Origin of the sequence: Paenibacillus sp. FSL K6-0276 (assembly GCF_037977235.1) — a bacterium.
Classification (GTDB): domain Bacteria; phylum Bacillota; class Bacilli; order Paenibacillales; family Paenibacillaceae; genus Paenibacillus_AQ.
In genome coordinates this window covers 5,712,550-5,726,424 of the sequence record NZ_CP150276.1, presented here as the reverse complement: position 1 = coordinate 5,726,424, position 13,875 = coordinate 5,712,550, and the positions used below count along the sequence as shown (strand labels likewise).

At 46.3% G+C, this 13,875-nt stretch carries 14 protein-coding genes; all 14 read left to right on the top strand.

Annotation, left to right across the window (positions count from 1 at the left end; genetic code table 11):
* Positions 1-130 precede the first annotated feature (130 nt).
* The 14 genes from atpG (at position 131) to MHH52_RS26950 (ending at position 13,810) form a co-directional block, all read left to right on the top strand.
* A complete protein-coding gene (gene atpG / locus MHH52_RS27015; RefSeq protein ID WP_313638596.1) occupies positions 131-1,000 on the top strand; it encodes an ATP synthase F1 subunit gamma in 870 nt (289 codons plus the stop codon).
* Positions 1,001-1,261: 261 nt separating this feature from the next.
* Positions 1,262-2,662, top strand: coding sequence for a F0F1 ATP synthase subunit beta (gene atpD / locus MHH52_RS27010; protein WP_340005435.1), 1,401 nt, complete (start codon positions 1,262-1,264; stop codon positions 2,660-2,662).
* Positions 2,663-2,800: 138 nt separating this feature from the next.
* Positions 2,801-3,217: a F0F1 ATP synthase subunit epsilon gene (locus MHH52_RS27005; RefSeq protein WP_313638594.1), complete on the top strand. Its 417-nt coding sequence runs from the start codon at positions 2,801-2,803 to the stop codon at positions 3,215-3,217.
* A gap of 197 nt (positions 3,218-3,414) precedes the next feature.
* Complete coding sequence (locus MHH52_RS27000; protein WP_042131364.1) at positions 3,415-3,672, top strand: DUF1146 family protein; 258 nt, start codon at positions 3,415-3,417, stop codon at positions 3,670-3,672.
* A gap of 200 nt (positions 3,673-3,872) precedes the next feature.
* A complete protein-coding gene (gene murA / locus MHH52_RS26995) occupies positions 3,873-5,249 on the top strand; it encodes a UDP-N-acetylglucosamine 1-carboxyvinyltransferase (RefSeq protein WP_340005433.1) in 1,377 nt (458 codons plus the stop codon).
* Between the two features lie 235 nt (positions 5,250-5,484).
* Complete coding sequence (gene spoIID, locus MHH52_RS26990) at positions 5,485-6,636, top strand: stage II sporulation protein D (protein WP_340005432.1); 1,152 nt, start codon at positions 5,485-5,487, stop codon at positions 6,634-6,636.
* 61 nt (positions 6,637-6,697) lie between these two features.
* On the top strand, positions 6,698-7,438 hold the full coding sequence (locus tag MHH52_RS26985) for a M23 family metallopeptidase (RefSeq protein WP_313638591.1): 741 nt from the start codon (positions 6,698-6,700) through the stop codon (positions 7,436-7,438).
* Positions 7,439-7,811: 373 nt separating this feature from the next.
* On the top strand, positions 7,812-8,099 hold the full coding sequence (spoIIID, locus tag MHH52_RS26980; RefSeq protein ID WP_019915029.1) for a sporulation transcriptional regulator SpoIIID: 288 nt from the start codon (positions 7,812-7,814) through the stop codon (positions 8,097-8,099).
* Between the two features lie 128 nt (positions 8,100-8,227).
* The gene (locus MHH52_RS26975) at positions 8,228-9,226 is read left to right on the top strand and encodes a rod shape-determining protein (protein WP_340005430.1); all 999 of its coding nucleotides are present in this window, start codon (positions 8,228-8,230) and stop codon (positions 9,224-9,226) included.
* Between the two features lie 47 nt (positions 9,227-9,273).
* A complete protein-coding gene (locus tag MHH52_RS26970) occupies positions 9,274-10,152 on the top strand; it encodes a flagellar hook-basal body protein (RefSeq protein ID WP_340005428.1) in 879 nt (292 codons plus the stop codon).
* 52 nt (positions 10,153-10,204) lie between these two features.
* Complete coding sequence (locus MHH52_RS26965) at positions 10,205-11,026, top strand: flagellar hook-basal body protein (RefSeq protein WP_340005426.1); 822 nt, start codon at positions 10,205-10,207, stop codon at positions 11,024-11,026.
* A 10-nt stretch (positions 11,027-11,036) separates the two neighbouring features.
* Positions 11,037-11,261, top strand: a complete 225-nt coding sequence (locus tag MHH52_RS26960; protein ID WP_313638587.1) for a DNA-directed RNA polymerase subunit beta — start codon at positions 11,037-11,039, stop codon at positions 11,259-11,261.
* Positions 11,262-11,519: 258 nt separating this feature from the next.
* Entirely contained in the window at positions 11,520-11,942 is a 423-nt protein-coding gene (fabZ, locus tag MHH52_RS26955; RefSeq protein ID WP_042192447.1) for a 3-hydroxyacyl-ACP dehydratase FabZ, read from the top strand.
* A 146-nt stretch (positions 11,943-12,088) separates the two neighbouring features.
* Positions 12,089-13,810: a phospho-sugar mutase gene (locus MHH52_RS26950; protein ID WP_340005425.1), complete on the top strand. Its 1,722-nt coding sequence runs from the start codon at positions 12,089-12,091 to the stop codon at positions 13,808-13,810.
* Positions 13,811-13,875: the final 65 nt, after the last annotated feature.

Below are 13,875 nucleotides of genomic sequence, written 5' to 3'. Positions count from 1 at the left end.
CTTACTAAGTGAGCTTTGGCTCTGCCGAAGCTCAGGCTGTACTTATAAAGTTAGCTTTGACTTCGTCAAAGCTAAGAAGATGCTTACGAAGTTAGCTTTAACTCCGTTAAAGCTTTAAGGTGGTGAAATCATGGCAAGAAGCATGCGTGATATTAAACGTCAAATTAAGAGTGTTCAAAACACAAGACAGATCACAAAAGCGATGGAAATGGTAGCCGCCTCCAAGCTGAGAAAAGCTCAGGAGAAGGCAATTGCCGCCCGTCCTTATGCTGAGAAGCTGAAAGAGGTTGTATCGAGCATTGCTGCTGGTACAGAAGGCGTTCAGCATCCCATGCTGGTCAGTCGCCCTGTGAAAAAAACTGGTTATCTTATCGTGACCTCTGATAGAGGGCTTGCGGGAGGATACAACGCAAATATTTTACGTAAGGTGACGATGCTCATCGCGGAGCGACATAAATCTAAAGATGAGTATGCCTTGTTCGTTATCGGTCGTAAAGGCCGTGACTTCTTACGCCGCCGTGAATATCCGATTGTACAGGAAGTTACCGAGCTTTCGGATGCACCGAAGTTTGCAGATATCAAGACTATCGCGAACTCGGCAGTACAACAGTTTGTAGATGGTTCGTATGATGAGTTGTACGTTTGTTACAATCAATTCGTCAATGCGATTACCCAGATCCCAACCGTTGATCGACTGTTGCCTATGGAAGGCGTAGGAAATCATGAGCATCATGAAGCGACTGCAAATTACGAATATGAACCTTCACCGGAAGGCGTGCTCGAAGTATTACTTCCGAAATATGCCGAAACTTTGATTTATAGCGCAATTCTGGATGGCAAGGCCAGTGAGCTGGGTGCGAAAATGACAGCGATGGGCAGTGCAACAAAGAACGCGTCGAAAATGATCGGAGAACTTACCCTTACGTACAACCGTGCCCGTCAGGCGGCAATTACGCAGGAAATTACCGAGATCGTGGCCGGAGCGAACGCTCAGTCTTAAAAATACAAGAAAAGTTAAGCGGCGTGCTTGACTTGCCTTGTATTTTACGAGAAACGGTGCCGTATTGAGCGATACATAGTATCGCCCGCTTCTGGAGTATAGCTCCTTAAGAACGGCACTGCAGTTCTTCTTAAAATATAAGAAAGTATAGGTTTTACACTATACAAAATGCTTATATTTCTACGAGAAACGGTTGTCATCTTTATATGACGACAACGTCGTTTCTTCTTGATGTAACAGCTTTCGAGGAGGGAAATGAAGATGAACAAAGGACGCGTTGTAAGCATTATGGGTCCGGTTGTCGATATTGAATTTGAACGCGGCCAGTTGCCCGAGATATTCAACGCTATCAAAATTGAAACCGTCTTGGACAATGGTCGCCAGATTAACCTAACACTTGAGGTTTCCAATCACTTGGGAGACAATCTGGTACGTTGTATCGCGATGTCTTCTACAGATGGTCTGGTTCGTGGACTGGACGCAATGGACCAAGGAGGTCCTATTTCGGTTCCTGTAGGGGAAGCGACATTAGGCCGGGTATTTAACGTACTTGGGAATCCAATTGATAACGCTGGTGAAGTTGTTGCTGAAATAAAGAACCCGATTCACCGTTTGGCTCCGACATTTGATGAATTGTCGACACAAGCGGAAATTTTGGAAACGGGTATTAAAGTTATCGACTTGCTCGCACCTTACGCTAAGGGCGGTAAAGTTGGCCTGTTCGGCGGTGCCGGCGTAGGTAAAACGGTAACGATTCAAGAATTGATTAATAACATCGCCCAAGAACACGGTGGTATTTCCGTATTCGCGGGTGTTGGTGAACGTACTCGTGAAGGTAATGACCTTTATCACGAAATGACGGACTCTGGCGTTATTAAGAAAACGGCAATGGTGTTCGGACAAATGAATGAGCCCCCAGGCGCGCGTCTACGCGTAGCTTTGACCGGTCTGACCATGGCGGAATATTTCCGTGATGTAGAAGGCCGCGATACGCTGCTCTTTATTGATAATATATTCCGTTTCACCCAAGCGGGTTCCGAAGTATCCGCTCTTCTCGGACGTATGCCGTCCGCGGTAGGTTATCAGCCGACACTAGCTACTGAAATGGGTCAGCTACAAGAGCGTATCACTTCAACTAAAAAAGGTTCCGTTACTTCGATTCAAGCAATCTACGTACCGGCGGATGACTACACTGACCCTGCTCCAGCAACGGCGTTTGCTCACTTGGATGCAACAACTAACCTTGAGCGTAAGATTTCCGAGAAGGGGATTTTCCCAGCGGTTGATCCACTGGCTTCCAGCTCGCGTCTGCTAGCTCCGGAAATTGTTGGTGAAGAGCATTACAATGTGGCACAAGGCGTTAAACAATTGCTGCAACGTTATACCGAACTTCAAGACATCATTGCCATCTTGGGTATGGATGAATTGAGTGAGGATGATAAGGTTATCGTAGCTCGTGCTCGTAAAGTTGAGCGGTTCCTGTCGCAGCCTTTCCACGTGGCTGAACAGTTTACAGGCTTCAAGGGTAAATACGTGCCAATCAAAGAAACTGTACGCAGCTTCAAGGAAATCCTGGATGGTAAGCATGATGATCTTCCAGAAGCAGCGTTCCTTTTTGTGGGTACAATCGAAGAAGCGGTTGAAAAAGCAAAATCGATGTAACCTGAGCTTAGTGAATGCTTTCGAAATGAGCTTTTGGTAAAGCTAAGTGAATGATTTCGAAGCGAGCTTTACTTCGTAAAGCTAAGTGTATGCTTTCGATGAGAGCTTTACTTCGTAAAGCTTTAAGGAGGAATGGAAGTGAATACCTTTTTGTTGGAAATTGTCACGCCGGAGCATCTCGTCTATTCTAAACAAGTGAATAGCTTGACAGTACGGGGAGTCGAAGGCGAGTTGGGTATTTTGCCGGGACACATTCCGCTTGTGACTCCACTTCAGGTTGCTCCGTTATCCGTCAAAGCGAACGGTGTTACGATTTCCATCGCCGTTCATGGCGGATTCGTTGAAGTGCATAAGGACAAAGTAACAGTGCTGGCCGAAAGTGCCGAGCTGCCAACTGAGATTGATGTTGAGCGCGCCGAAGCGGCTAGAGAACGGGCTGAGCGCCGTCTCCACTCTCGTAGCAAACAGGATGATATCGATCACCGCCGTGCGGAGTTGGCGCTGCAACGCGCTGTTACACGGATTAAAGTGTCCACTGGTAAAGGACAACAGTAGGATATTAGCGGTCAAGCTCTAAGCTTGACTGCTTTTTTTTATTATAGTAATCTATGTATTTAAGGTTACGATTTCTTCATTTTTTTGGATATTGGCATTGAATTGTTTAAAAATTTGTAAAAGTACTGGATTCTTTTGCCCTGCACAAGTATGATATAAGAGTCGATTTCCGAGTAATACGAACACGGAGGGTTAGCATGGGGGATATATTGTCCAATGGATGGTCTAGTGCCGCTGGAACCAGCAGCATGATCTCAATGATTGTTTCTTTGCTCAGTGTTGTATTATCTTGGTGGGCATTGCAGAACCTTAAGCTGGATTTGGTCATAAGATATCCCAAGAGTCCTCAGGGAAGGCTACTGCACTTGCTTCTGGCCATTGTACTTGGTCGTTTAGTTGCAGGATTCTTTCTGGATTACCTTAGCTGGAGTGGGATGATCCGCTATATGTTTTAGGAATATGTAGTTTGGTTATAAGTGTCATAGGTCGCAGTGGTCAAAAAGTGTCGAATAATAAGGTTTTATTATGTCAACACTGAACTTTAAGGAACATGCCCGGGAAATGGGCGTATTGATGGAGTATGCGAATTTTTTTGCAATTACTTTTAATCTAAAAAATTATTTAAGAAATAATGGACGCGGAGGGAAACCGAAAAATGAGCAAATTTATCGTCCGCGGTGGCAACAGATTGACCGGGAGCGTGAAAGTTAGCGGCGCAAAAAATTCCGTATTACCGATCATAGCCGCCTCTCTATTGGCAGAAGAAGGAGTAAGCGTCATTGTGGACGCACCTCCGCTTGATGATGTAATGACGATCTCAAAAATGTTGGAATCGCTGGGTGCAGGGGTTACATATCAAAACGATATTATCCAGGTGGATGCTACAAACATCACTTCCTGTGAAGCACCTTATGAATGGGTACGAAAAATGCGGGCGTCTTTTTTAGTCATGGGCCCTCTGTTATCTCGGCTTGGTCAAACAAGAATTTCTTTGCCTGGCGGCTGCGCCATTGGCACACGACCGATTGATCAGCATTTGAAAGGATTTGAAGCGCTTGGTGCGGAGATTAGTCTCGGCCAGGGCTACATTGAAGCGAAAAGTAACGGTCGTCTGCGCGGAGCCAAAGTGTATTTGGATGTAGCTAGCGTGGGTGCGACCGAAAATATAATGATGGCAGCGGCACTCGCCGAAGGTGTGACCGTTATTGAGAATGCGGCTAAGGAGCCTGAAATTGTCGACCTGGCCAATTATTTGAATGGTATGGGCGGAATCGTGCGCGGTGCGGGAACAGGAGTTATCCGTATTGAAGGCGTAGAACGTCTGCATGGCGTTAAACATCATGTGATTCCTGACCGTATTGAAGCAGGTACCTATATGGCTGCCGCAGCAATTACAGGTGGGGATGTATATGTGGAAGGCGCAATCGCTGATCACTTGGGACCTGTTATTGCTAAGATGGAAGAGATGGGCGTGACCATTATTCCTGATGAGAACGGTGTTCGTGTAATTAGCGACAAACCTCTTAAAGCTGTTGATTTGAAGACTTTGCCGTATCCAGGCTTTCCAACGGATATGCAGTCGCAAATGATGGCATTATTGCTGCGCTCTGAAGGAACCAGTGTCGTTACAGAAACTGTATTCGAGAACCGGTTCATGCATGTGGATGAATTCCACAACATGAATGCTGAGATTAAGATCGAAGGTCGCTCGGCAATCGTTACGGGTAATGCGCAATTGGTCGGAGCTAAAGTTTGTGCTACGGATCTACGTGCGGGAGCTGCGCTTATTTTGGCAGGTCTTGTTTCCGAAGGTACTACTGAGGTAAGCGGAACTCATCACATTGACCGCGGATACGTGCATTTGGCTGAGAAGCTATCCGGACTCGGTGCGGAAATTTGGCGTATTTCCATGGAAGACACAGCAGTGCAAACGGTGAAGGACGAAACTCTTAAACCAGAAGTAGCCAAGAGCGAATCGAGTAAAGGCGAAGAGGTTAAACCTCGCTTTCAGGTTCAAGCTACTTGGGTCTAATATCAGTCATTAGGAGAGATCACGCTGCAGCGATGCGGCTTGGTCTTTTTTAATTATAAGAAAGTAAATCTGAATCCTCATTTAATGGGGATTTTTTTTCGTGTGCAATTCTTTAACTCGGGGCATAGTGATAGATACAAGAAAGGAACTCTCTTTCTCTCAAATATTGTTCTAGTAGTTGCCGGAAATTCATATCTATAAGAATCAACAGTGACTCACGGAAGGAGCCATAGAGATGAAAGATTTCCACTACTTACGACGTAACAAGTCAACGCGCTGGCACTCGCGTCCCCTTGCTCCCCGGCTCAGGCGACTCGGTCCCGTCGCCTGGCTCGCAGCGCCTATCCTGGCGGCGCTGCTGATTCCACTGGTGGTTGTCCCGCTGCACCGGGGACAACCGGCGCCTCCGGCTGTGCCGACGGTTACGGCCTCACCGGCCGCACCGGCGGAGCCGGAGGCGGCTGCGCAGGAAGCGCCGCAGCCGAAGGTCTCTGTCTATTTGTCGCGCAGCGGACAAATAGAGACGTTGCCGCTGGAGGACTACGTCAGCGGCGTGCTTGCGGCCGAGATGCCGGCCAGCTTTGAGCTTGAAGCGCTCAAAGCGCAGGCCGTAGCGGCCCGCACCTTTATCCTTCGCCGTCTGCTGGCTGGCGACAGAAGCGGCGTCCCCGTTCCGGGGGCGGATGTAACAGATACGGTAAGCCATCAGGCTTACGTATCTAAGGACACGCTGGAACGGAAATGGAAGCTCGGCGGAAGAAGCGCCGACCTTGCAAAGCTTCAGCGCGCGGTCCTTGAGACGCGCGGTGTCATCATGACCTATAAAGGACAGCCGATTACGGCCTCCTTTTTTGCCTCCAGTGGAGGATATACGGAGAATTCAGAAGAATACTGGAATGCGGCGATTCCCTATCTGCGCAGTGTTTCGAGTCCTTGGGAGAAAGAGATTACCCCAAACTATGCGGTGACTAATACCTTCACCATTTCGGAAATACTTACTAGACTTGGGCTAAACGACAGAGTAATCCCTGCTTCAAAAGAAACTACTAATTCAGTCACGACAAAGAAGATATCTACTTCCTCTAGATTACCGGTAGAAGTGTTGTCTCTCACCACTGGACACCGGATTAAGGAAATCTCTATTGGAGGCACTATCTTTACTGGAAGGGAAGTGCGAGAGAAGCTAGGGTTACGTTCCAGCCAATTCAGTTGGGGTCGAAAGGGTAATAAAATCCTAATAACCACCTTCGGGAACGGGCATGGTGTGGGGATGAGTCAGTGGGGAGCGAATGGGATGGCGAAAGAAGGCGGAACAGCTACGCAAATTCTCAAACACTATTACAGTGGTATCTCTTTTACGCAAATCTCAACTCTTCTGAAAAAATAACTTGAAAGATACGTATAAAAGAGAGAAGCCCGGTAACACTGGTTACTGAGGTGATAACCATATGAATGAACAAGACAAAAACAAAACAAACCATGATGAATCTCTCAAAAAATCGCAGGGAGATTTAGGTGCTAAACCTTCTTCATGGAGCAAGATGTTATCTAAACGTTGGGTATTCCCAGCAGTCTACACGGCGGCAGCGGCAATTATACTAACCTTGGTGTGGGTCTATCAGGATGCCGGCCAAAAGCCGCTGGGCCAGGACACCGCCGCCACATCGAAGCAAGTAGGAGCTTCGACTAAAGAAGCTGGTACTGCAAACAGTAATCCAGATGCCCTTGAGGTTCTTGCTTCAGCGGAAAGCTTGGTTTGGCCAGTAGCCAATCCAAGTGAAGTAGAAGTAGTCAAGCCGTACTATGATGAGAATGGTACAGAGGACAATCACGTTGCCGCCATGGTGCAGTATAACGACAAATTTATTCCTAATGTCGGTATCGATCTTGCCCGTGAAGACAACAATACGTTCGACGTCAAAGCAGCGCTTAGCGGTGAAGTGACCAGAGTGGAAGATGTTGCGGTGTTAGGTAAGGTGATTGAGATTACCCATCAAGGTAATATGAAGACCGTGTACCAAAGTCTTGGCGACACGAAAGTTAAACAAGGCGATGTTGTGAAGCAAGGGGATACTCTTGCAACAGCAGGCCGTAGTGAAATCGAGAAGAACCTTGGCAATCATGTACACTTTGAAGTGTATAAGGATGGCAAAGTAGTTAATCCATCAGAGTTACTGCCAGGGCGATAAGAATATCTATAGCAGGGGGCGAAAGCCCCCTGTTTTTGAAATATAAGAAAGTATAAGTTTCACACCATACTTTATGTCTTATATTTCTCGCATAAACACTTACCGTCCTTATAAGGACGCCGAAGGCGATTATGCTTGTGTGTAAATAAGGCTCTTCGTAAGCAGCATGCTTATAAAGAGCCTTATTTTTCTACGAGAAATGGTTGTTGTTTTTAAAGGACCAAGGTCGTTTCTTCTTGCTAATAACAAGGCTTCTTGGGTTGTCCATTAAATAAAATGAGCCCTCCCAGGCTTGTCATGTCTTGAAAGCGCGAATATATAAGCCCGCCCCTCATATAATGTACCAAACTATCCACAGTTGGGAGGCGGGAGCGTGCACGATTACATCAAGGAACGTACGATCAAAATCGGACGCTGCATCGTGGAAACCAGGCATACGGTCCGGACCATAGCCAAGGAATTTGGCGTTTCAAAGAGCACGGTGCACAAAGACTTAACTGAGCGTCTGCCGGAGATCAACCCTGATCTGGCCGATCAGGTGAAGCACATTCTTGAATATCACAAATCCATCCGACATCTTCGGGGGGGAGAAGCCACAAAAATTAAATATAAAAAAACGACGGGGAAAAAGCGTGAGGTTGCTGTAGCATCAAAGCCATGAGATTTTCGGAAATTTAAGGAAATATTCAGCTTTAATACATTGTGTACTTCCCCTAAAGTATGTTATTTTTAAGTTTAGTACTAACTGCTGCTTTTCAATTAAAATAACACTTTGGGGGCTCTTTCATTATGTTTAGCAAGGATATCGGAATCGACCTCGGCACGGCCAATGTGCTCATACATGTTAAGGGAAGGGGAGTCGTTCTGGATGAACCTTCCGTGGTCACACTTGAAAGTGATACGAAGAGAGTCCTTGCGGTGGGAGAACAGGCACGTCGCATGGTTGGACGTACACCTGGAAATATAACAACAATCCGTCCTCTACGGGATGGTGTCATTGCAGATTTTGAAATCACGGAAATGATGCTGAAGTATTTTATCGACCGCGTTGGCGGTCGGACCTGGTACTCACGGCCCCGTATTCTGATTTGCGCCCCTACAAATATTACATCTGTGGAACAGAAGTCGATACGGGAAGCCGCGGAACGCAGTGGGGCTAAAGAAGTTTTCATGGAAGAAGAACCTAAGGCCGCTGCAATTGGAGCGGGAATGGATATTTATCAGCCAAGTGGGAACATGGTCGTCGATATCGGTGGCGGAACGACGGATGTAGCCGTACTTTCTATGGGCGACGTCGTTACCGCTTCTTCGATTAAAGTCGCAGGAGACAAGTTCGATGAGGCCATTTTAAGATATATTAAACAAAAGTATAAATTGTTGATCGGTGAACGAACAGCAGAGGATATTAAGGTTACTATTGGTACGGTTCGTCCTGGTTTGATGAAGTCCGAAATGGGTATTCGTGGCCGGGACATGGTAAGCGGACTTCCCCAGACGCTCACTATTACGGCTGGTGAGATAAAGGAAGCGTTGTGGGATCCGGTTTCTTCCATTGTGGCTGCGGCTAAATCGGTACTGGAGCGTACACCACCAGAATTGTCTGCGGACATCATTGACCGGGGTGTTGTTCTTACTGGTGGAGGTGCTTTGCTTAACGGATTGGACGAGCTGCTCTCAGAACAATTGCATGTGCCTGTCTGGGTAGCGGAAGACCCTATGCACTGTGTAGTAAAGGGAACAGGGATTATGCTTGATAATTTGGACAAGGTCGTTAAGAAAAAGTTCTAAGCAACCGATATAAAAGGTAGCATTAGATTCGGAAGGAGACTACCTTCATGATAAGAGGATTATATACGGCCGCTGCAGGTATGGTTGCGCAGCAGCGTAGACACGATACGGCAACACAGAACATCGCTAACTTAAATACAACGGGATATAAACAGGTTGACAGTGTTAATCATGCTTTTCCAGACGTATTGATCTCAGCTATGAGTAATGGTAACACCAAGGCTGTTGGACGCCTCAATACGGGGGTTTTTGCTGAACAGTCGATATCTCAATATTTACAGGGCGATTTGAGGGAGAGCGGCAAGTCCATGGATTTTGCTTTATCTTCTGATTTGCAAGTAGCGAACCCCGTGACGGGTCAGAATATAGCCTTTGATGGCTCAGGGAAATATGTAAGTCCTAAGGGTGAGGTTATTTACCGTCCGCAGGCTTTCTTTACCGTTCAGGATGCTGAGGGCAATAACTTATATACCCGAAATGGAAGCTTCTCAGTAAATGCAGCTACGGGAGAAGTATTGAGCAGTGGAGGCTTCAAGGTTCTTGATTCCACTGGCAAGCCTCTTGTCTTGACAGGAAATCAGGACACCCTTAAAGTGGACGGGCAGGGTAATGTACTGAGTCCAGTAACAGGACTTCCAACTGGGACCAGAATTGGTGTGAGTGTAGTTACAAAGCCGCAGGAACTTGTGCGTGATGGTAATGGTGTGTTTCACGCTGATGATGTAGCGGCGGCAGACATTCGTTACTCCAATGCAACCGATAACATGCAGGTGCGCCAAGGATACTTAGAGGGCTCCAATGTTGATCCTACTCAGGTTACTGTAGATTTGAATGCTGCATACCGGGCTTATGAAGCGAACCAAAAGATCGTTCAATACTATGATAGCAGCTTACAGAAGGCTGTAAATGAAGTTGGCAGGGTATAGGCACTACTTATGAAATGAGCTTTACAGGTAAAGCTTATAGGAGGTTTGATCTATGAACAACTCAACGATTAGTGCAGCAGTCTCCATGTCCAGCCTTCAGCAGAGGCTTGATATTTTAGCGGATAATCTAGCTAATATGGATACAAACGGTTATAAGAGCAAGCAAGGTTCCTTTGAGGATGTACTGACTCGTGTACAGCAGCAATCGGATGATTATGATCAGCCGGGCCGCGCTACACCTTTAGGTTTCAATATTGGATTTGGGACTTATGTACCTTCGATTACAACGAATTGGGAAGAAGGCCCGCTTAAAGAAACAGGTAATCCGACGGATTTGGCACTTCAAGGCAATGGGCTTTTTGGAGTTCAGGTCAATGGCACTACGGCCTATACACGTCAGGGTGATTTTCATTTTACTCCTGATGTAGCGGATGCAACGAAGATGGTACTTGTAGATAATACAGGTAATCCTGTACTGAATACAGAAGGTAATCCTTTAACGGTCCCTGTGGGTGTGAATGCAGCTATCGATGAATCCGGCCGTGTGTTAACCAAGAAGACGGAGAATGCTCCTGTTCTTGTAGCGGGTACAATAATGATTGTAGAACCTAAGACACAGAATTCTTTAAAGGCAGTGGACGGGAATTTCTATATGCTTGCCGATGGAGTTACAGCAGGGCAAGCTTTTGTACAAAGAGCGGCAGGTGAGGCATCTGGAATCGGAGTGCGCTCAGGGTGGCTAGAGCAGTCGAATGTCGATATGACCACAGAAATGACAGAAATGATGCAGATTCAACGTACGTATCAACTCGCAGCTCGGGCGCTTTCTTCCAGTGATCAGATGCTAGGTCTGGCCAATAACATGCGCGGGTAGAGGTGAAGGAATGGAACGTCAGGAAAAGGTAAAATCGGAAGACAAGAAAGAGCCGTTGCGGCGAGGAGTATCCAAGTGGACACTTATCCAGTGGGTTCTTATTCCCTTGCTTCTCGTAGCTGCACTTGGAGGCGGGCTGGCCGTCGGTTACGTCGTCCTTGGCAAGAAAGAGTTTAGCGAGGTTCTACAATGGAGCACGTGGAAACATGTATATGATTTGGTTTTTGCTCCATAATTGAAGATGATCTAACGACTCCCTTGTTGTATAAGGGAGTTTTCTTTTTTATACGGATAAATGTATAATGGTGGGGGGCCTCGGGCAGCAAAAAGGGCCCTCTCCGCCATGCTGCCGCATCCGGTGGAGAAAGCCCCTTATCTCAACCTCCACGTCTGCAGGTGGTGAAGGATAAATATAGTTTTTACCGAAGCTGCCTAAATTTATGCAGTTCGGCGAAGAATAAATGAAGTAACATCCGAAAGGAGTTTTGTCATAATGTTGGATATCAACCAAATTCAAGAAATCATCCCCCATCGGCCTCCATTTCTGCTGGTGGACAAAATCACCGAGATTGAAATGGGTAAACGAGCTGTTGGCATCAAAAATGTAACGATCAATGAACCTTTCTTCGCGGGCCATTTTCCAGGTTATCCGGTAATGCCGGGTGTACTGATTACAGAAGCTCTTGCGCAAGTAGGTGCGGTTGCTATTCTGGGGGTAGAGGCGAATCGCGGCAGAATTGGCTTTTTAGCTGGGCTGGACGGATTCCGTTTCCGTGGTCAAGTTGTACCGGGAGATACGCTCACTCTTGAAGTGGAGATTACTCGCCTAAAGGGCAGTATCGGAAAAGGGCAAGCTACTGCATCAGTTGAGGGGAAAGTTGTAGCCTCTGGGGAAATTATGTTTGCTCTGAGCTAATACTAATTAAATATAAGAAAGTATAAGTTTCACACAATACTTTATCCTTATATTTTTCGAGAAACGGTTATCGCCTTTATTAAGACGACGACGTCGTTTCTTCTTATGTAAATTATATATTATATATGGAGAAGGAGAGATTCTAAATGACTCAATTAAGCCCACAAGCGGCAGAAACCTTATCTCGTTGGTTGGAGAACGCCTCTGTTGATGAGTCTACGAAGGTGGAGCTGCGCGCTCTGGAGAACGAGCCACAGGAGCTCGAGGAACGATTTTATAGAGATCTAGAATTCGGTACAGGTGGTCTACGCGGTGTAATTGGTGCAGGTAGTAATCGTATCAATCGTTATACTGTAGGTAGAGCTACACAAGGCTTCGCTAATTTTATTCTGGAGAAGCATACTGGAGAGGGCAGACCTTCTGTTGTTATCGCTCATGACTCCCGCCGTTTCTCGCCTGAATTCACACTTGAGGCTGCTCTTGTATTAGCTGCTAATGGCATTGAGGCTCATTTATTCACTTCTCTGCGTTCAACACCGCAACTGTCGTTCAGCGTACGTCATTTGAAAGCGACTGGCGGTATTGTTATTACTGCAAGTCATAATCCGCCCGAATATAACGGTTATAAAGTTTATAATTCTGAAGGTGGACAGCTTGTACCTCACGAAGCCGAAAAGGTCATTTCCTACATACTAGAGGTTGACACTTTTGATGGTGTAAAACGGATTTCTCAAGAAGAAGCTGAAGCTCAAGGACTGCTGCACTGGCTTGGGGAGAAAGATGACGAAGCGTTTACCGATACCGTCGCTGCGGTTAGCCTTGCAAGTGAAGAGATTGCTTCTACGCTTGGAAAGGACTTCAAAATCGTATACACCCCGCTACATGGTACTGGTAACCTGCCAGTTCGTCGTGTGCTTGAGAGAATTGGTTTTACACAGGTGCATGTTGTACCTGAGCAAGAGCAACCGGATTCCGAATTCTCCACTGTAAAATCGCCGAACCCAGAAGAACGTGAAGCTTTTACACTGGCTATTAAGCTGGGCGAAGAGCTGAGTGCTGACTTGTTGATTGGTACGGATCCCGATGCAGACCGTATGGGTGCTGTAGTTCGCGACAATGAAGGAAAGTTTGTTGTTCTATCCGGCAATCAATCCGGAGCTCTGATGATTCATTACTATTTGAGCCGTTTACAGGAACAAGGGAAGTTGCCTAGCAATGGTGCAGTTGTAAAGACTATCGTGACGAGCGAGATGGGGGCAGCTGTAGCCTCTCATTATGGTGCAACTGTATTTAATACGCTAACAGGCTTCAAATATATTGGGGAAAAAATGACTCAATTTGAACAATCCGGAGATTACACATATCTTTTCGGTTATGAAGAAAGCTATGGTTATCTTGCAGGCAACTATGCTCGTGATAAGGATGCCGTTCTTGCTGCTATGCTGATCGCTGAAGCAGGTGCCTATTACAAAGCTCAAGGTAAAACTTTATATGATGTTCTTCAGGAGTTGTACGAGCAATTTGGATACTTCTTGGAAAGCCTGGAGTCCCGTACGCTGAAGGGCAAGGATGGCGTTGCGCAAATTCAAGGTATCATGAATGATTGGCGTACTAATGCACCGCAAGAAATTGCGGGATCTGCCGTTACAGAGGTTCTGGATTATTCACTAGGGTTGAACGGTCTGCCGAAGGAAAATGTATTGAAATATTTGTTGGCTGACGGATCTTGGTTCTGCCTGCGTCCTTCCGGTACAGAACCAAAGATTAAAGTTTATTTTGCGGTTGTGGGTGAATCCTTGCAGAATGCCAAAGACAAGGTAGCTACACTATCCAAACAGGTTATGGCCCGCGTTGACGGGGAACAATAAAATAAGAATATAGATCGCACTCTATATTGTGAAATTATATTTTTAACGTAGAAACGGGTACCGTC